This window comes from Hyphomonas sp. ske169 (assembly GCF_056850855.1).
The window spans coordinates 2,840,970-2,858,450 of sequence record NZ_CP096146.1; the positions used below are offsets into that span (position 1 = coordinate 2,840,970).

At 56.0% G+C, this 17,481-nt stretch carries 19 protein-coding genes; 7 read left to right on the forward strand and 12 right to left on the reverse strand.

Translation table 11 applies throughout. From position 1 onward, the window contains the following. Positions 1 to 68: 68 nt before the first annotated feature. From MY069_RS13900 to MY069_RS13915, 4 genes are all read left to right on the forward strand, one after another. Positions 69 to 824 (forward strand): hypothetical protein, encoded by a 756-nt coding sequence (locus MY069_RS13900; RefSeq protein ID WP_482794384.1) that lies wholly within the window; start codon positions 69 to 71, stop codon positions 822 to 824. Between the two features lie 110 nt (positions 825 to 934). After that, the gene (locus MY069_RS13905) at positions 935 to 2,566 is read left to right on the forward strand and encodes a peptide ABC transporter substrate-binding protein (RefSeq protein WP_482794385.1); all 1,632 of its coding nucleotides are present in this window, start codon (positions 935 to 937) and stop codon (positions 2,564 to 2,566) included. 21 nt (positions 2,567 to 2,587) lie between these two features. Beyond that, a complete protein-coding gene (locus tag MY069_RS13910; RefSeq protein ID WP_482794386.1) occupies positions 2,588 to 3,547 on the forward strand; it encodes a DUF3667 domain-containing protein in 960 nt (319 codons plus the stop codon). Between the two features lie 13 nt (positions 3,548 to 3,560). Next, positions 3,561 to 4,262, forward strand: a complete 702-nt coding sequence (locus tag MY069_RS13915) for an RluA family pseudouridine synthase (RefSeq protein ID WP_482794387.1) — start codon at positions 3,561 to 3,563, stop codon at positions 4,260 to 4,262. Here MY069_RS13915 and MY069_RS13920 read toward each other — a convergent pair. The 3 genes from MY069_RS13920 to MY069_RS13930 form a co-directional block, all read right to left on the reverse strand. Further along, on the reverse strand, positions 4,259 to 5,875 hold the full coding sequence (locus MY069_RS13920; protein WP_482794388.1) for an AbgT family transporter: 1,617 nt from the start codon (positions 5,873 to 5,875) through the stop codon (positions 4,259 to 4,261). The genes MY069_RS13915 and MY069_RS13920 overlap by 4 nt on opposite strands. A 207-nt stretch (positions 5,876 to 6,082) precedes the next feature. Continuing rightward, positions 6,083 to 6,289 (reverse strand): hypothetical protein, encoded by a 207-nt coding sequence (locus tag MY069_RS13925; RefSeq protein ID WP_482794389.1) that lies wholly within the window; start codon positions 6,287 to 6,289, stop codon positions 6,083 to 6,085. Between the two features lie 150 nt (positions 6,290 to 6,439). After that, positions 6,440 to 7,375, reverse strand: coding sequence for a hypothetical protein (locus MY069_RS13930; protein WP_482794390.1), 936 nt, complete (start codon positions 7,373 to 7,375; stop codon positions 6,440 to 6,442). 394 nt (positions 7,376 to 7,769) lie between these two features. Between MY069_RS13930 and MY069_RS13935 the strand changes: the two genes are divergently transcribed. Next, complete coding sequence (locus MY069_RS13935) at positions 7,770 to 8,816, forward strand: haloalkane dehalogenase (protein ID WP_482794391.1); 1,047 nt, start codon at positions 7,770 to 7,772, stop codon at positions 8,814 to 8,816. Here the strand turns inward: MY069_RS13935 and MY069_RS13940 are convergent. Genes MY069_RS13940 through MY069_RS13950 form a run of 3 tightly spaced genes read right to left on the reverse strand, consistent with a single transcriptional unit; the run spans position 8,813 to position 10,311 of the window. Beyond that, the gene (locus MY069_RS13940; RefSeq protein WP_482794392.1) at positions 8,813 to 9,250 is read right to left on the reverse strand and encodes a DUF1178 family protein; all 438 of its coding nucleotides are present in this window, start codon (positions 9,248 to 9,250) and stop codon (positions 8,813 to 8,815) included. The two genes, MY069_RS13935 and MY069_RS13940, sit on opposite strands and share 4 nt — an antisense overlap. Further along, entirely contained in the window at positions 9,251 to 9,508 is a 258-nt protein-coding gene (gene grxC / locus MY069_RS13945) for a glutaredoxin 3 (protein ID WP_482794393.1), read from the reverse strand. A 32-nt stretch (positions 9,509 to 9,540) separates the two neighbouring features. After that, positions 9,541 to 10,311, reverse strand: coding sequence for a phosphoribosyltransferase family protein (locus MY069_RS13950; protein WP_482794394.1), 771 nt, complete (start codon positions 10,309 to 10,311; stop codon positions 9,541 to 9,543). Between MY069_RS13950 and MY069_RS13955 the strand changes: the two genes are divergently transcribed. Beyond that, entirely contained in the window at positions 10,310 to 11,218 is a 909-nt protein-coding gene (locus MY069_RS13955) for a methyltransferase domain-containing protein (protein ID WP_482794395.1), read from the forward strand. The two genes, MY069_RS13950 and MY069_RS13955, sit on opposite strands and share 2 nt — an antisense overlap. Positions 11,219 to 11,228: 10 nt before the next feature. Here MY069_RS13955 and MY069_RS13960 read toward each other — a convergent pair whose 3' ends face one another. Next, entirely contained in the window at positions 11,229 to 12,008 is a 780-nt protein-coding gene (locus MY069_RS13960; RefSeq protein WP_482794396.1) for an SDR family oxidoreductase, read from the reverse strand. Between the two features lie 197 nt (positions 12,009 to 12,205). On the opposite strand from MY069_RS13960, the gene MY069_RS13965 reads away from it, so the two are divergent. After that, positions 12,206 to 12,595 (forward strand): VOC family protein, encoded by a 390-nt coding sequence (locus MY069_RS13965; protein ID WP_482794397.1) that lies wholly within the window; start codon positions 12,206 to 12,208, stop codon positions 12,593 to 12,595. Positions 12,596 to 12,605: 10 nt separating this feature from the next. On the opposite strand, the gene MY069_RS13970 is transcribed toward MY069_RS13965, so the two are convergent. The 5 genes from MY069_RS13970 to MY069_RS13990 form a co-directional block, all read right to left on the reverse strand. Next, the gene (locus MY069_RS13970) at positions 12,606 to 13,478 is read right to left on the reverse strand and encodes a DUF817 domain-containing protein (protein WP_482794398.1); all 873 of its coding nucleotides are present in this window, start codon (positions 13,476 to 13,478) and stop codon (positions 12,606 to 12,608) included. An 81-nt stretch (positions 13,479 to 13,559) separates the two neighbouring features. Next, positions 13,560 to 14,690 (reverse strand): carboxynorspermidine decarboxylase, encoded by a 1,131-nt coding sequence (gene nspC, locus MY069_RS13975; protein ID WP_482794399.1) that lies wholly within the window; start codon positions 14,688 to 14,690, stop codon positions 13,560 to 13,562. A 117-nt stretch (positions 14,691 to 14,807) separates the two neighbouring features. Then, complete coding sequence (locus MY069_RS13980; protein ID WP_482794400.1) at positions 14,808 to 15,719, reverse strand: crotonase/enoyl-CoA hydratase family protein; 912 nt, start codon at positions 15,717 to 15,719, stop codon at positions 14,808 to 14,810. An 18-nt stretch (positions 15,720 to 15,737) separates the two neighbouring features. Continuing rightward, entirely contained in the window at positions 15,738 to 16,553 is an 816-nt protein-coding gene (locus tag MY069_RS13985; protein ID WP_482794401.1) for an amidohydrolase family protein, read from the reverse strand. A 78-nt stretch (positions 16,554 to 16,631) separates the two neighbouring features. Further along, positions 16,632 to 17,306: a hypothetical protein gene (locus MY069_RS13990; RefSeq protein WP_482794402.1), complete on the reverse strand. Its 675-nt coding sequence runs from the start codon at positions 17,304 to 17,306 to the stop codon at positions 16,632 to 16,634. Positions 17,307 to 17,481 lie beyond the last annotated feature (175 nt).

Here is a 17,481-nt window from a genome sequence, read left to right on the forward strand (position 1 = left end):
CAGGTTCAGTTAACTCTTCCCCTAATGGCGGGGTGAGCTTACAAGACTGTGAGAGTTGGAGGTCTGTGATGCTGAGATTTTTCTCGTTCTTGCTGATCCTGATTGGCGGCGCTGCGCTCGCCTATGGCGGACATCAATATATGCAAACCCAAGGCACGAGTGCCGAAAGCACTCCGCCACCCGGCAGTGTCGGGTTTAATCTGGATATGAACAGCGATGAGCCCCCAATGGCGCGGTCGACACCGCCGACACGGAGCCTGACAGATAAACCCGCGCTGGACGATATGGTCGGTGTCGCCTCCACGTCGACCGATGATTTACTCGCCTCCTTACGCACCGTGCCGATTGCGCATGAGACGCCGAAATCAGCGAGATTCGGCCGCCCGTTCACTGTCACACTGGCGCTCGATGGAACCGGTAATGGCGACGCAACCGCGCCTTTGCCCGGAACCGGCAATATCGTCGAAGGCGAAGCGCAAATCACCGATACAGTTCAAGCGCTTGTGTCAGGCGAAGCCTTCTCAGTGGAAGCCATCACGCCGGCAACGCAGCGCATTTCCCCAGTCACAGAGAATGTATGGCGCTGGAAAGTGACACCCACGGCGGTCGGCAATCAAGAGCTTGTCATCGAACTTTTTGCGCTCATGGACAATGAAGCCCTGCCGCTTCGCACTTTCAGAGATTCGGTTGAGGTTGAAGTCTCACGGATCGGCCAAGCGGTTGCGCTGGCGCAATCGATTAGCCCGATCACTGTGGTCGCTGGAGGAATTGGATCGCTGCTTGCCGGGCTATTTGGCTTTGTTGGCTTTTTCCGTCGCCGCTAAGGCAGTGGGGCGAGAACCAGTCAGATGCGACAGAGCTGACCTGGGCAAAGCCTGAATTGTCTGAAACAGTTTGATAAAACTACGATATCTCTTTCGAAAAGGACCTATCGATGCGGTTGAACAAAATTCTCGCGGGCTCGGCCCTAGCGCTCACCCTCGCTATTTCAGCGTGCGGAGGCGGCGGATCCGGTGACGATACGCTGACCCTGCGCCGCGGGATTTCCGCAAAAGTCGATACGCTCGACCCGCATCGATCCTCCGCCGCTTGGGAAAACATTGTCATCGGCGATATGTTTCACGGCTTAATGCAACATGCCCCAGACGGTGAAGTCATCCCGGCCATGGCGGAGAGCTGGACTACGAGCGAAGATGGTCTGGTTTGGACCTTTAAGCTGATTGATGCGACTTGGTCCGATGGCGTACCGGTAACAGCGAACGATTTTGTCTATGCGCTTCGCCGCATTCAAGATCCAGCCATCGCGTCGCAATACTCGTCTCTGCTCTACATCATCAAGAACGCTCAGCCGCTCAATGAGGGGCGTGTGGCCCCTGAAGAATTGGGGGTACGCGCGGTCGATGAAAGAACGCTTGAAATCACGCTTGAAGAGCCGGCGCCTTACTTCCTGGGTCTGCTGACGCATTACACGACTTTTCCCGTGCCTGAGCATATTGTGGAAACGTTCGGTGAAGCCTGGGTGCAGCCAGAAAACATCGAGGTAAACGGCCCTTACAAGCTCAAATTCTGGCAAACAGGTAACCAGCTTGTGGCTGAAGCAAACCCGCTTTTTTACGAAGCTGATACGCTCTGCTTTGGGCGCGTGAGCTATTTTGAACTTGAAGACCTCGCAGCCGTTGAGCGCCGTATGGAAGCGGGTGATCTCGATATAAACAATAATTTCGACGGTGGCCGAAAAGCTGAAATAGATCAGCGTTTCCCAGGCTGGGCGCGCACAACGCCGGGGCTCTTGACCACCTATTGGAGCTTCAATTCGAGCCAAGCCCCGTTTGATGATGTTCGTGTGCGCAAAGCGCTTGCGATGGCATTGGACCGGGAATTCCTGGTTGATAATGTTCTGACGCCTGGCTTCATCCCCGCCTATAGTTTCGTGCCGCCGGGGATCGCGAATTATGAAACAAACCGCCCAGAAGTAGAGTGGAAATCTATGAGCCGTGAGGATCGCCTCGCCGAGGCTCGTTCCTTGTTGGAAGAGGCCGGGTACGGCCCGGACAATCCGCTACGGTTTGAGTATAAGCACCGTTCCACCGGTGATAATCCAAAAGCCGCGCCGGTTGCGCAAGCGAATTGGAACGAGATTGCGCCTTGGGTCGATGCCCAGATCCTGCGGCAAGATACAAAAGTGCTTTATGCGGACCTGCGACAAAGCAATTTCGAAGTCGCCGATGGCGGCTGGCTCGCCGACTATAATGATCCGCTCAACTATCTTTATCTGCTTGATACAGATGCTGGGCAGCAAAATTACGGCAATTACTCCAACCCTGAATTTGATGCTTTGCTCGAACAGGCGAGCCAAGAGCGAGACCTGGAGCGTCGCGCAGAGATATTCGCTCAGGCTGAAGAGATCATGTTGCAAGACTATCCGATTACGCCAATGTGGTTTGAGGTGACGAAAAATCTGGTTGATCCAAACCTCACCGGGTGGGCCGAAAACGCCGAGGATAATCACCGGTCGCGTTGGTTGTGCCCGTCTGATGTTGGCGCGGAGACAACTGGAAGCGAATAGGGACAGGTTCGGGGAGGGACCATGTCAGTAGAGCTCGAAACAGCTGGGATCGCCTCGCTCGGCGGTCTGACCAGGCGGCAATCGGCTGACCTATCGGGGCAGCCGTGTCGCAATTGCGGCCATATGGTTGAAGAGCGCTACTGTACCAATTGCGGTCAGCTCGCTGCGAGTTTTCACCGGCCAATCGTCTCGCTGATCGGCGAAACGATCTCTGACACGTTTACGGTCGATGGGCGATTGGCGAGAACGCTGCCGGTCTTATTGTTTCGGCCGTGGCGGCTCACCAAGAATTATACGTCTGGGAAACGCGCGCGGTATGTGCCGCCGTTCAGATTGTTCTTGATCGCGAGCTTGGTGTTCTACTTTGTCCTGTTCGCGCTCGTGCCTCCTGGACAGTATATCAACGTTGATGATGAAACCCGCGCTGAGATCTCAAATGGTCTGCGTGAAGCTCAAGAAAACGGTGCGCTCGAAGACATCCCAGAGACGGCGCGCGAGCGTTTGGAGCGCGCAAATATCAGCGTCGAAACCTCTGATGATGAGTTGCGGGAAGGGATCGAAAGACAAATCCTTGCGGTGCTCGAAAACCAAGATCAGTTTGGCGCTGAATTGGAAAAATGGTTGCCGCGTTTGAGCATTTTGATCGTGCCAATGACGATCATTTCGTTCTGTATTCTGCACATTTGGCGGCGATCGCTTTATGTCTACGATCATGCCGTGCATGCACTGCACTTGCACTCATGGATTTATCTCACCGGCGCGGTGATGATGCTCGCCGGGCCTTATCTCCCTGATATCCTGGTGATTGGGTATTTTGTAGGATTTCTCATCTATGTCTGGCGCAGTCTTGCTGTGGTCGGGTCCACCGGGATCATGATGTCAGGTTTGCGCCTGTTTCTGATGTTGTTCTTGTGGATCATTTTCACAACGACGATCATCGCAGCGACCGTCATTGTCAGCGGTATGTTGGTCTCGGCCTAGCCCCGCGAGCTCTATGAAAAATCGCCCGATCCCGAACATTGCTGAAGATCAGAAGGCATTTGTCAGGTCGCTGGTCATTTACGAAGACGCATTTGTCCTTGCGTTCAATAAACCATCTGGACTTGCCGTGCAGACGCGGGGCAATCGCGGGACATCACTTGACCACTTGCTCTGGACCTTCGCGCGCTCGAATGGCAAGCGCCCGCAATTGGTTCATCGGATTGACGCTGGCACGTCAGGTTTGATCCTGGCAGCCAAGACCAAACCGGCGATCACTGCGCTGTCAGCTGAGTTTGCGGAACGTCGCGTGCGGAAGACCTATCTTGCTTTGGTCTCAGGCGAGATCCCTAAAGCCGATGAAGGATCGATCCTTGTGCCTTTGCGCAAGACCGGGCGATCGGTTGTGCCTGGGAGCATTGAGCAAGGCGCGGACAGCGCAAGAACCGATTGGACGGTGCGTGCGCGCGCGGAAGGGGTCGCACTGATTGAGGCGCGCCCTTTGACGGGGCGAATGCATCAGATCCGCGCGCACCTCGCGCAGCTCGGCTGCCCGATCCTAGGAGATGCCATTTATGGTGATCGTAAAGACGGGTCAGATCGATTGATGCTGCATGCGGCAGCGCTGGAAATCACTCTGCCAGACAAAAAGAAACTGGCGCTCGAGGCGCCAGTTCCGGAAGACTTTGCCGGGAAGCAAAAGGAGCTTGGGCTCTAGTTTGCTCCTGCGATCGCGATTTGGGCCGGGGCGCCAGGTCCAAGATCCAATCCAAGGAAGATCCAGATCATCATCAAGCCTACGCCTGAGATGAGCAGCCAGATGGAATAAGGGATCATCATCGCGGTCAGGCTGCCCAGTCCAAAATCCTTCTTCCAACGCTGGGCGAAAACCAGGATCAGCGGGAAGTAGACCATGAGAGGCGTAATGATATTGGTCGCGCCATCGCCGACACGATAAGCCGCGGTCGCGCCGTCTGGGCTGATCCCGAGCAACATTAGCATCGGTACCAAGACCGGTGCCATCAACGCCCATTTCGCGCTCGCGGACCCGACAAATAGGTTCAGCAGGGCTGAGAACAAGACGATCATTCCAAGCACTAAGGGCAGCGGTAAGCCGCTCGACTGGATCGCATCGGCGCCGTGCACCGCGGTGATTAGTCCAAGATTAGACCAGCCAAACATCGCAACGAAGTGCGCCGCTGCGAAGGCGAGGACCAGGTAATAGCCCATATCTCTCATCGCTTCCGCCATCATATCCACCAGGTCTCTGTGATTATTGATGGTCTTCGCAGCAGCGCCATAGGCCCAACCTGCTGCGAGGAAGAGGACGAGGAACCCGCCAACGAGCGACCGGAAGAAGGGGGCATAATTGGAAATCGGGCTACACGTGCCCGCCGCCGCCGCTTCGCCTGCGCAGGCGCTTTCATCAATCAAAGGTGTGCCTGGGCCAAATGTCATCGCTGCCCATAGGCCGCAAACCGCCAAAACCGCCAAGCCAGCGCGGGAGAGACCTTTCTTCTGATCATCGGTGAGGGGTTTGTTTTCATCACTATCGCTTTGCGCATCCGATCCCTCATCCGGCACCCATTTGCCCAGACGCGGCTCAATAATGCGATCGGTCACAAACCAAATGATCGGCATATAGAGGAATAAAAGCGCCATGATGAAATAGGTGTTGCCGGCAATGTTCATGGTCCAGCCAGCATCAATGCTGCTCGCATCATAAGCCGTCTCGGTGATGCCATAGAGCAGCGCATCGAGTTGACCGGGGAAGATATTAGCCGAGAACCCGCCAGAGACCCCAGCAAAGGCCGCTGCGATACCGGCAAGCGGATGACGTCCAGCTGAGGCGAAGATAATCGCCGCGAGCGGGATCATGACCACATAGCCAGCATCTGCCGCATGATTTGAAAGCATTGCGATCAAAGCGACGAGCGGCGTGAGCAAGAGTTTTGGAGCGTTTCGCACCGCGCCGCGAATGGCACTTGCGAATAGGCCGGATCGTTCCGCCACCCCAGCGCCAAGCATCACAACGAGCACATATCCGAGCGGGTGAAAGTGGGTGAACGTCTTGGGCATATCGACCCAAAGGCGCTGAATATTATCAGCAGACAGCAGACTGACGGCGCTTTCTACTTGTGGCGTTCCGTCTGAATTTATCTGGGTTGGGTGGTTAGCGGAGACATTTAACAGATCGGCGACGATCGAAATCCCGACCAGTAAGATGATCAAATAGAAGAAAATAAAGACCGGATCAGGTAATTTATTGCCGGTTCGCTCGACCCAGCCGAGAAATCCTTTTGTCTGTGCCCCCGCAGCCGCGTCTGCCATGCCTCATTCTCCCAGAAATCTATCGTTCCTTTCGATCTAGACCGGGCCATGTTGGCTGGCAATCACGAACCTGCAATGCGCTCGCCGGATCTGAAACGCAGTTTCAGGCGCGCCGGTCATGGCCATGCGGGGATGAGTGGGGTTTGTTAGCGGTGTGTTTTCCCGGGACACAGCAAGTGATCCGCGAGAGTGATTGCTCAAAAAGCTCTATTTCGACTTCGCTTGGCCAGAAACAGAAATCTCCATTTCCGCAGCGATGCGTCGAAGCGCGGTCTCAGCTGATACGAGACTATCTTCCAAGTCTTCGATTGCTTTGTTCGAAACGGGGCCCAGGTCATCTTTCACCCAGGTAATTGCGCGTAGCATGTCCGCGACATACTCGATGTCTTCAACCGAAAGTTTGTTGTCCCCCATCGATCAACGCCCGTTTTTGTGTGTTGCTACGGTCATGAATAGAAAGTCACGCAATTTGACGCGATTTGCAACAAAGAACTACTACAGATTGCAACATTTTTTGGCGCTTCAGCGCAAAAATCTGTGTATTTGACGACGTAGGACTCTGAGCTAAGCCAATTCGAAACGCGCTAAGGGGATTTGTGAGTGGACAAGCTCAAGCAGCGTCTCAGGAGAGGTGTAGGCGCAAAATAGATCCCCTCTAGGGGTGTGGGCGACCGGCAATCCGAGTCGATTTGCTTCGCTGTTCATTTGTGAGCGCCAATATTCGGAGCTCTCTGCGCCGATCAGTGCGACGCCATCGGTGTCACCAAAATACCCGTCGCGAAGGAGCGGATCCTGGTCGAGCAACATGACGGCATCGTAGAACAATTGCGCCGGGGTCGTCTCGAGAGCCAATTGGCCCGCCTTGCAATAATCGTCAGCATTGTCTCGGACGTATTGCAAATCGTCCGCGTTCTTCTGGTAGATGTGGTTGTAGAACGCGACAGGGTCTTTGCGAATGAGGAGCTTCATCCCTTGGATTGCCACCTTTAATCCGCTTTTGCTCGTCACGATTTGTTTGAGCATCGCTCTGAACCAATCCGGTGTGAAGACCTCAAAAATATCCTGATTAAACACGGGGTTGGTGAAAACAGTGAACGTGATTTCGGGGGCGAGTTTCACCAATCTATACGCGACGAGATTCGAACTTCCCATTGCGAGCAGGACGGCATTCGATAAGCCAAGCTTGGTCATAAGCTGGCGCATCATGACGGCCTCGGCCATCGCCGTGGCGCCAGAGCGGATGAGCGCGTCGGTAACCAAGGCTTGGGGCAGCGGTGACGACCTGCCAAACCCGGCCCGGCGAACAAAGATCACTTGTAAGCCCGCCGCCTGCATCGCCCCGCAAAACATCTCCGAAGGCGGAACCGGGAACTCTATCGAGTGGCAGATGAGCAGCGGTCTTAAGTGCGAGCGTTTGCCGCCATAAATCATGACGTCAAACTCGAAAGCCGCTTCGCCAACGCGAACCAAGTTGAATGAGCGGGACGGCAAGTCAGTCATTCGGAGTCCCCGAGTAAACATCAATTTCGCTTAGCGACTCAGCAAATCGACCCTGACCTAACATCCCTCCACACACCGCTTGTGCTCGGGTTTTGCAACGATGCTCAACACAAAGTGGTGATAACAATTGTGTGAACCAGCATGGCGGGCTGTCACGCGCGGAGGTTGTGCTGGTTTGAATATCCAGGGTGCGTGCAGGGCTCTGATATGCTGCATGCGAACCGCTATGGAAAGTTCTGTGCGGGTGCGATGCAGCGGATCTAGGTCGCAACGCCAATCGTCAACACCGCGCGTCCGGACCAATTTTTCAATCTCTTTAAGCGCTTGCTTCTGACATTTAAGGTGTCATTTATTGCAACACGTGCGAACGGACAAAACACATTTGGAAGGCGTGATGATGAAACTGATTTTGGGGATTTTGCTTGTCGGACTGATCCTAGCTGTTGTCTTGGTGATCGCTTTGCAGGCACCAACGAATTGGAAATCGGCGGAGTCGATCAGGACGCCTGACGAAAGATTTGCCAATCTTTCCGATTATCCGTTCCAGCCAAACTATATCGAGATCGAGGGGTATCGGGTCCATTATGTTGATGAGGGCCCGCGCGACGGACAGACCATCCTGCTAATGCATGGCCAGCCCTCTTGGAGCTATCTCTATCGCCATATGATCCCGCCCCTCGCCGAAGCTGGCTACCGCGTGATCGCGCCAGATTTGGTGGGCTTTGGCAAGTCTGACAAACCGCTCAAACAGTCCGATCATAGCTATCAAATGCATGTCGATGTGATGACGGGCTTTGCCCAGCAGATTGACCTGCAAGGCGCAACTCTGTTTGCACAAGATTGGGGCGGGTTGATTGGGTTGCGTATGGTCGCTGCCGATCCGGATCGCTACGCGCGGATCATGCTGTCAAATACCGGGCTTCCAGCCGCTAAAGGGCTGCGCGGCTGGATCGGTTATCCGATGATCCGCTTTGCGACATGGCGTGAAGGCAAGCCGGACAGTGTCGATGATAATGGCGAGTTTCGCTTCACGCGCTGGATCGCGTTTGCGCGCCATTCCGACAATTTCGACCTTCCCACTCTGTTTCAAGGCGCGACGACGCGTGTGCTCTCAGACGCAGAGTTGGCGGGTTATGCCGCGCCGTTTCCTGATGAGATTTATCGCGCGGCAACGCGGATCTTTCCGATGATGGTGCCGTCTCAGTTACGGCAAAACCAGAAGGTTATGGATGAGGTCTTCGCGAAATGGGACAAACCATTCCTAACGGCGTTTGGCGACAGTGACCCGGTGACAGCGGGCGGCGACAAAATCTGGCAAGATACCGTCCCCGGCGCCGCCGGTCAGCCGCACACAGTGATTGAAGGCGGGCACCATTTCATCCAGGAAGATAATCCGGAGGAACTCGTCCGGATCATGATCGCGTTCATCGAAGCGAACTAATTGAGCTTGTCTTCATCCCGCGGTTTTGCGGGCGTGAAGGCTGGGGGCAGCGGTTCAGCAGGGACCCCTTCTTCTTTGAGCGCTTCGCGTTCATCGGCGGTGGTCTCACCCCAAATCGGTTTGTGCTCTGTCTCGCCATAATGCATGGCGCGGGCTTCGGTTGCGAACCCGTCGCCGACATAGTCGAAATTCTCAGACACATGCTGCCGGGCTTTCGCCGCGAGTTTGCCGAACACTTTTTGCGGATCCGGCGGCCCCGACTTTTTGGTGCCAGACACAGCCGGTGCCATGATCGCTTTGCCGACATTCGTACCGTGGCAGTGCATGCATTCCACCAAACCACGCTCAGACTGTTTGTCATACGCACCAGAGGAGGCAAACCAAGCCTCGAACTCCGAATCGCAATCAGAACAGATGAGCGCGTATTTGATCATTTAGGCCGCGAGCAGAGCATCAAGTTTGCCAGCGCGTTCGAGCGCCATCATTTCATCGCAGCCGCCAATATGGATATCGCCGACAAAGATCTGCGGAAACGTACGCGCCCCGCCAGACTTTTGAATCATCTCGGCTTTTTTCTTCGAGTCCATGCCCGCATCGATATGGGTCATGTCGACGCCTTTTTGCTTAAGCAGGCTGAGGGCGCGGCTGCAATAAGGGCAAAACGCGCGGGTATAGATGGTGACTTGTGCCATATGTCAGAGCGGTCCTTTCAACGGGTCGCCCCTTATATGGTAAGATCTGCCTCTCTTACAACGCGGGCCAGCACCAACACATTGACGCGGCTCGCTCCGGCTTTTTTCAGCGCTTTGGTGCATGCGGCGAGCGTTGATCCAGTTGTCAGCACATCATCGACCAGAGTGACCGTGCTGCCTTTGATCCGGCCCAAGCGAGATTTTCGAACCTCAAAAGCGCCCGCAACATTGCGCCGGCGCTGCCGCGCTGTAAGCCCGCCTTGGCTCGGCGTGTTGCGCTTGCGCGAGAGGGCGTCGACCAATGCGAGCGTCCCGGTCTTGCGGGCAACGGCCTGGGCCAGCCAAGCGGCTTGATTGTATCCGCGCGAGGCCAGGCGCTGATAATGTAGCGGGACGGGCACAAGCCAATCGGTCTCTGGCAGGACATCTCGCCCGGCCATCGCCATCCAATTGCTCATCGCGCTGAGTCCATCCCTGCGTCCGGCATGTTTCAGTTCGAGGATCGCTTGGCGCGAAGCCTGATCATAAGCGATTGCTGCGCGCGCTTGATCCCATTTGGGGGCTTTGGCTGCGCAGGCGCCGCATAGGCTGTGTTCGCCGTAATCGACCTCCAGTGGCACAGCGCAACTGCGGCATCCAGCGCCGTTCAAAAAGGTCAGTCTCGAAAAATCATCAGCGGTCAAAACCCCGTCGCCACCATGGCGTTCGCCGGTCAGGATCGAGCGTTGCGGCCAGACAAAATTCGCAAGTGACCTCAGGCCCGCTCTTGCGGATCGCGTGGTCCAGTGCATATCGGAACTCATGTCGCCGTCTCCACCCCCTGTGCTGTTTGATCGCGTGCGTTGGATCCGTAATCGGGATCGCGCGTCGTCTGATTTTGATCAGTATGCCTTCCTTAAGGTCAAGGAGTCGACTCAATTATTAGACAGACTCCGTGATAGCCCGCGTGAGTTTGACCATGCGCTCGACCTGTTTGCCCATACGGGGCAGGCGAGCGCGGCCCTTAAAAAGAGCGGTTATGTAAGCCGGGTCAGCGCGCTGGAACCGTCGAAGGTGATGGCTGAGCGCTTGTCAGTTGAGGCGGTCACGGCGGCATCTATGAATGATGACGCGCTGCCCTATGACCCGGCCACGTTTGACTTGGTGGTCAGCGTTTTGGCTTTGCATTGGGCCAATGATCTGCCCGGTTTGCTGAGCCAAATCTGCACGGTGTTGAAGCCCGATGGCCTATTTCTCGCCAGCCTGTTTGGTGGGGGAACGCTGAAGGAACTGCGCAGCGCGCTCATCGAAGCGGAAAGCGAAATCACCGGTGGCGTTAGCCCGCGTCTGTCTCCGCTGCCGAGCCTGCAAGACATGGCGGGCCTTCTGCAGCGCGCTCGCTTTGCGCTTCCCGTGGCGGATGTTGAGCGAGTCACAGTTCGATACGATCACCCAATGAAGCTTTTGCGTGACTTGAAGGGCATGGGCGAGCAAGCCGCCTTCGCGCCTCGAGACGGCCAAGAGCGGCGGCCTCTCTCGCGCCGGATCCTGGCGCGGATGTCCGAGATCTATTTCGATCGATTCAGCGATCCGGATGGCAAAGTCCGCGCGAGTTTTGAGATTATCTGGCTCTCCGGTTGGGCGCCCGCAGCGGGACAGCCGCAACCCTTAAAGCCGGGCAGCGGGAAGTTCAGCTTGGCGGACGCCGTCAAGAAAACCGGCCAATCCTAGCGGTTTCGACTTAGCCGGGGCTTGCCGCAGAACCCGCTAATAAGCCCCCATCCAAAGTCAGTGTTTCGCCGGTCATATAAGCGGCTTCGTCACTGGCCAACATAATCGCGAGCGCTGCGACTTCCTCAGGCTGACCGAATCGCTTTAGCGGCGTGTCCGCGACGAGGGCGGCCATTTTCTCGTCCCGGTCTGGGCCGTCGCCGATCATTGGTTCCCAGATTGCGGTGAGGATGGCGGCGGGCGCGATGGCATTGCAGCGAATGGCCCAACCTTGCTGCGCGCAATAGAGCGCCACGGTTCGAGTGTGGTTGATCATCGCTGCCTTTGAACTGGCATAAGCCGCTGCGCCGGGAATGCCGACCAAGCCAGAGCGCGAAGCGATATTGATGATGCTGCCGCGACCGGCTGTTTTCATCGCTGCGATGGCGGTTTTGCAGCCTAAGAAGGTGCCGTCCAAATTCACGCCATGCACGCCGCGCCAAGCGCTGAGTGAGGCATTTTCTGGATCGTGCACCAGTTCTCCGGATTCAAATCCGGTGATGCCGGCATTATTGACGAGAATATCGAGCTCAGGATGCGCGCCGTGAACGTTTTGCCAGTCGGCTTCGGACGAGACGTCTAGGTGCGCATAGCGGGCGCCAATCGCATTTGCCGTCTCTTGGCCTTGCGCGTCATTGATGTCGGAAACGATGACATCTGCGCCTTCTTTTGCGAAAGCGGTTGCGATGGCGGCGCCAATGCCGCGAGCGGCGCCGGTGACCAGCGCAGTTTTGTTTTGTAAGCGGGGCATGATGAGTCCTTTTAGGGCGTATGAAATGTCCGGCGCGGGGAAACGCGCCAGTGCGGGAAGAGATGCCGGAGGTCCGGTGCCGCTAGTTCATCTGCTCTCAAAAGCTCCTTTAAGGTGTGACCTAAATATTCGAGGCACGCATTGCGTCAATCGTTTTTTCGAAGATAATCGATTGACCAACGCTCTGGGAGAACGACATGTCTGAAAAACAACGCATCACAGGGTTTGGTGGATTTTTCTTTCGCGCCAAAGATCCATCCGCGCTGGCCACCTGGTATGACGAGAATTTCGGCATCGATAAGGTTCCAAGTGACTATGAGACCCAGCCCTGGCATCAAGATGAGGGCCCCACAGTGTTCGCGCCCTTCGCCCAGGATACGACTTATTTCGGCGATGATCCGTCCAAGACGTTCATGATGAATTTCCGCGTCGACGATTTGGAGAAAATGGTCGCGCAATTACGGGCCAACGGCAATGAGGTGAAGATGGATGAGGGCAACCCTTATCCAAACGGATTGTTTGCGACTGTATTTGATCCTGAGGGCAATCCGATCCAGCTCTGGGAACCGCAGCACAATGCCACTTAGTGTGGCCGAGCTAGTCTGATCTATGGGCTTGCGGCCGGTGCACCAGGGTCACCAACACCCAGGAAATGATCATCAAGAGATACCAGCTGCCAAGCTTTTGCAGCGACACCAGATGCCAACCGGCTTCCTGATTGGGGTAGAGCCAGATCCGTGTAAAAGTCGCGATGTTCTCGGCGATCCAAATGAAAAAGCTGACCAGAAGAAAGCCGAGCAGAAGCGGCATTTGATGGCGCCAACGCCAGACGCGGTAATGCACGCGGGTGCGCCAGAACAGGAGCGCGGTCAGGCCAAACAATACATAGCGGACATCCCAGACATAATGGTGGCTGAAGAAATTCACATAAATCGCCGCCGAGAGTGCCAAGGTCGCTAAGACGGGCGGGTAATGCGTCCAGCGAAACTCAAACACCCGGGCGACGCGGGCAAAGTACGACCCGACCGCGGCATACATAAATCCTGAAAAGAGCGGCACGCCGCCAATGCGCAGGACATTGTCTTCTGGATAAACCCAAGACCCGGCCTCTGTTTTGAACACTTCCATCGCCGTGCCGACAATGTGGAAGATCAAAATCACAATCGCTTCGCTTGGGCGTTCTAGTTTGGTGATTAGAAACAATGCTTGGATCGCTACGGCATAGAGCACGAGAAAATCATATCGCGCGATCGGCGCGGCGTCGGGATAGGCGTAGCCGGTCACCATCATGCCAAGCAGCAACAGCCCGCCAAACAGACACGCCCAGGCCTGTTTGATGCCGAACACGAGAAACTCAACCAGGCCTTTGGTTAGGCGCTCGGACAGGCCTTTGTTCAGCCAGCGCTCAAGGTTGGGCAAGATACGAGTGAGCGTTTCATCGACGCGGGAGATCTCGGTCATACGATCCATGATACGCGCTTTGCTTAAGAAATTGGCCGCGATTTGTCGTCATTGCGGCTAAGCGTCATTCGATTGAGACGCTGCGATGTCTTAGCGCCCCAATCTCTCCCGAAACGCTTCATAACCAAAATCACTGAGCCTCTCGATCCGGCCGTCTTCGTGGCGGAGGGCGAGATTGGCGAGGGGGTTGCCGTTAAACGTGTTCGCTTTGACGAAGGAATAGTGCATCTGATCGGTGAAGATCACGCGGTCACCGGGCTTTAGCGGGGTGGCGAAGGAATAGTCGCCGATGACGTCTCCGGTCATGCAGGTGCGGCCAGCGAGACGATAGGTGTGCGCCTGTTCGTCTGGCAGCCCTGCGCCGACTACGTCTGGGCGATAAGGGGCTTCGAGCACATCCGGCATATGGGTCGAGGCGCTGGCATCGAGTAGCGCGATCGCGCCGTCATTCCAATGCAGATCAATAACGCTGGCATGCAACTCGCCTGTGTCGACGACCAGGCCGCCACCAGGCTCAAGAATGACCTCGATCTGGAACCGCTCCCGGAAGCCTTTGATGGAGGCAATCAAGGCATCGACATCATAGCCTGGCTTGTTGAGGAAATGCCCACCGCCAAAATTCACCGCGCTGACGCGGGCCAGATAAGGCGCGAATTGTTCTGCGACATGATTGATCAAGCCGATCGAGCCATCCGCCATGCTCTCGCATAGCGCATGGACGTGGAAAATGTCGACCAAATCCCAATCGACCTCATCGAGCTTGCTGGCGATTTCCCCGAAGCGAGACATTGGCGCGCAAGGGTCATAGAGATCACCGCCCAGGGTCGCGTTCGAATAGCCTGGATTTACGCGCAAACCGATTTTCGTGCCTGCAGCTTTGGCGATGGCGCCATACTGGCGGACCTGCGCAGTTGAGTTGAAATAGATATGTTCGGCAATGCCGCTGAGCCGCTCGACTTCGCCGGGCGCATAAGCAGGGGAGTAGACATGAACTTCCTTGCCGAAGGTCTCGGCGCCGAGTTGCGCTTCATGCTCGCCGCTGGCTGTGGTGCCATCAAGATAGTCGCGCATGATCGGGAACACGGCTGGCAGGGCAAAGCCTTTGGTGGCGAGCAGGATTTTACATCCGGCTTCGTCGCGCACCCGTTTCGCGGTTTCGAGATTTTGACGTAGGCGGGCAAGATCGAGCACAAAGCACGGGGTCGAAATCTGATCAGACATGCATGAGATCCTTTTGACGGAAAGCGGCCCTGCGCGCGTGACGCTTAAATAGAGAAACAGAAGTGAAGATGCACCTTCGAATTGCAATCCGAACGCATATCCCGGTGAGCTACGTGCTTAATCCTCAGGATTGACCAGCTTGCCGTCAGAGTTTCGGGTTTCTGGTCCGTGCACCTTTACGCGGCCATCCCCGAATGGGGCGTCGCGCTCTTTCAGCGCTTGTTTTAAACCCGCTTCCCTAGCGCGTTTGACAAACCCTCTCGCGCTGGCCGCTTGGTGGCCTCTTGCATCATTCTCAACCGCATAGCGTTGCAGCGTCCGCGCGCCCATCAGTTCGAGGCCCATATTGATCGCGCGTTTATTGGCGGCGAGAATGTCCGGATCAATCAGGGCAAAGCGATCAGCAAGGCCCTCAACTTCGGCTTCGAGCATATCGGTAGGCACGGCTTTCAGCGCAAAGCCAATTTCGGCCGCTTGTTTACCGCTGATTGTATCGCCTGTGAGCAACAAACGCTTAGTCCATTGCGGGCCGAGATTGTGCAGCCAAAATTGATTCGGCAGCGCGCCGAGATCGCGCCCGGCCGGAAAGCCAATCTCAGCATCATCGGCGACAATCACGATATCACAGAGCAGCGCCAGATCGGTTCCGCCCGCTTTGCAGTGGCCATGCACTTGCGCGATCACCGGCTTGTGCATGTCGAACGCGGTCATCCGATAGCGCTGGGCGCGTTCGAGTTGCCAAATGTCGTCATCAACGCTGCGATAACCGCGATAGGGCGCGTCTGGGTTTTCAGACTGCAGCCGTGAGATCGGAACGCTGTCACCGCCAGCCAGATCATAACCGGCTGTAAAAGCGCGCCCGGCCCCTTTGATGATGGCGCAATGCACATCCTTGCGGGCATCGGCATCCCAAAGTGCCTCAGACAATTCAGCCTGCATTTTCAGGCTCATCGCGTTGAGTTTGTCAGGCCGATTGAGCGTGATCCGGGCCCGCCCGTTCTCGATCTCGTAAAGAATGGTGTCGAACATGGGGGCAGCTTAGGGACATTAAGCGCTCAAGTCGAACACGCGCGCCGCATTCTCAAACAGAAACAGATCTTGCGTCTCTTGATCGAGGTTCAGATCGTCCAAACCCTCTAGCGCTTTGGCCGGTGTGATCATCGGATAATTTGTGCCGAACAGCACTTTTTTCCGGCCATTGGATTTCAGATAACGCACAAGTTCTGGCGGATACCGTTTGGCCGTATAGGCGGATGTGTCGATATACACATTCTCATGCTTGGTCGCGACGGCCACGGCTTCTTCGGTCCAGGGGTAGCCGATATGGCCACCGACGATCACCAGTTCTGGAAAGTCGAGCGCGACTTGATCGAGATAAATCGGGCGTCCCACCTCGGATGGCGCAAGCGGTCCTGTATGGCCAATTTGCGTGCAAAACGGCACACCCATCTCACAACAAGCCGTGTAGACAGGATAGAATAAGCGATCGGTCGGCGGACGTTCTGCGAGCCAGGGCAGAACGCGAATGGCTTTGAAGCCTAGCTCTTCAACACACCGCCGAATTTCTCGCGCCGCCTGCATGGGTTTTGAGATATCGACCGAGCCAACGCCGACCAAGCGCCCGTTAGACTCTGCACAGAATGCCGCCACTTCGTCATTGGTGATCATATCCTTGCCCGGCGCTTGCCAGGCGCAAATGAGACTGATCTCAACGCCGGCTTGGTCCATCGCCGCAACCGTGGTGGAGACGGGAAGCTGTTGATCTGGGATCGTGCCTTTGGTCCAGCGGCGCAGCGAGTCGAACACTGGGTTTTCGGAATGGCGCTGAGTTGGGTGTTGTGCCCAGGCGTCGATAATCTTCATGCTTTAGCCCTCGCCTATCGCTAAGGCTAAAATGTACTGAGCAAATTCACGTGCTTCAAGTCATCGCGCCAGGGCAGGTTAAGCCGCCGCGCACATCTTCCGAACTTTGGTTGGATCGGCTGGAATATAGTTGAGCTGCTGCAAGCTAATCGCGAAATCATCGACATATTCACAGGGCTTTTCGCCTTGCTCGAATTGCGTCTGCGCCACGAATGTATCGGAGCCAGGGCGGGTAAACGTCACAAATGGCGACCAGACGCGATGCCAACCGCGTTCGCGGGCAATATCGGTGACGCCCATTTGCTCAGCCAGGTCTGCGCCGGCGGGGGTGCGAACCTGGATGTGCAGGACACTGACTTGGAAATCCGCGCCGCCATTCGGCAAGCTCTTGCGCTGTTTGTCTGAGAGCGTGTTGCCGACAAAGTCTGCAATTGTGCGCGGATTGTTTTCATTCAACTCAGCCTTTTGAAAGGCCTGGCAATACGGGCATTCTTCAAAGCCCCAGACGACCATAAGCGGATTGCTCGCCTCTTGGGCTGAGGTCACTGCTGCCGCGTAGAGTTCCTTTGGATCAAGACAGGCGCGGTAAATCGCATCTGGCACATCTGCGGCGCATCCCGCAGCGGGCGTGAAATCGGCATAATCGACCGCCGGGACAAAGAGCGGCTTGTCGGGGTCAATCGCTGCGCCTGAACAAGCAGAGACAAGCAAGGCTGCTGCGGCGATGAGGCTGGAAAAGACGGGCAGTTTCATTCTTTGTTCCTTCGAGCGATTTTGAAGCGCTCGGTGCTTGGTTTTTCGATACAATTCAAGCCAGCACACGAAATCGTGTTCAAACCGATTAGGAGTCTTTAGTGCCTGTTCGAGCCAAATTAGCCCAATAGCGTCGCTTCCAGGCCAGTCGGCGTTTTCTCTCGACTTCCTCCCG

Bases quoted from the DNA above. Each gene is read 5' to 3' on its own strand.
- MY069_RS13900 (WP_482794384.1), top strand. From the start codon at position 69: ATGCTGAGATTTTTCTCGTTCTTGCTGATCCTGATTGGCGGCGCTGCG.
- MY069_RS13905 (WP_482794385.1), top strand. From the start codon at position 935: ATGCGGTTGAACAAAATTCTCGCGGGCTCGGCCCTAGCGCTCACCCTC.
- MY069_RS13910 (WP_482794386.1), top strand. From the start codon at position 2,588: ATGTCAGTAGAGCTCGAAACAGCTGGGATCGCCTCGCTCGGCGGTCTG.
- MY069_RS13915 (WP_482794387.1), top strand. From the start codon at position 3,561: ATGAAAAATCGCCCGATCCCGAACATTGCTGAAGATCAGAAGGCATTT.
- MY069_RS13920 (WP_482794388.1), bottom strand. From the start codon at position 5,875: ATGGCAGACGCGGCTGCGGGGGCACAGACAAAAGGATTTCTCGGCTGG.
- MY069_RS13925 (WP_482794389.1), bottom strand. From the start codon at position 6,289: ATGGGGGACAACAAACTTTCGGTTGAAGACATCGAGTATGTCGCGGAC.
- MY069_RS13930 (WP_482794390.1), bottom strand. From the start codon at position 7,375: ATGACTGACTTGCCGTCCCGCTCATTCAACTTGGTTCGCGTTGGCGAA.
- MY069_RS13935 (WP_482794391.1), top strand. From the start codon at position 7,770: ATGATGAAACTGATTTTGGGGATTTTGCTTGTCGGACTGATCCTAGCT.
- MY069_RS13940 (WP_482794392.1), bottom strand. From the start codon at position 9,250: ATGATCAAATACGCGCTCATCTGTTCTGATTGCGATTCGGAGTTCGAG.
- grxC (WP_482794393.1), bottom strand. From the start codon at position 9,508: ATGGCACAAGTCACCATCTATACCCGCGCGTTTTGCCCTTATTGCAGC.
- MY069_RS13955 (WP_482794395.1), top strand. From the start codon at position 10,310: ATGTCGCCGTCTCCACCCCCTGTGCTGTTTGATCGCGTGCGTTGGATC.
- MY069_RS13950 (WP_482794394.1), bottom strand. From the start codon at position 10,311: ATGAGTTCCGATATGCACTGGACCACGCGATCCGCAAGAGCGGGCCTG.
- MY069_RS13960 (WP_482794396.1), bottom strand. From the start codon at position 12,008: ATGCCCCGCTTACAAAACAAAACTGCGCTGGTCACCGGCGCCGCTCGC.
- MY069_RS13965 (WP_482794397.1), top strand. From the start codon at position 12,206: ATGTCTGAAAAACAACGCATCACAGGGTTTGGTGGATTTTTCTTTCGC.
- MY069_RS13970 (WP_482794398.1), bottom strand. From the start codon at position 13,478: ATGGATCGTATGACCGAGATCTCCCGCGTCGATGAAACGCTCACTCGT.
- nspC (WP_482794399.1), bottom strand. From the start codon at position 14,690: ATGTCTGATCAGATTTCGACCCCGTGCTTTGTGCTCGATCTTGCCCGC.
- MY069_RS13980 (WP_482794400.1), bottom strand. From the start codon at position 15,719: ATGTTCGACACCATTCTTTACGAGATCGAGAACGGGCGGGCCCGGATC.
- MY069_RS13985 (WP_482794401.1), bottom strand. From the start codon at position 16,553: ATGAAGATTATCGACGCCTGGGCACAACACCCAACTCAGCGCCATTCC.
- MY069_RS13990 (WP_482794402.1), bottom strand. From the start codon at position 17,306: ATGAAACTGCCCGTCTTTTCCAGCCTCATCGCCGCAGCAGCCTTGCTT.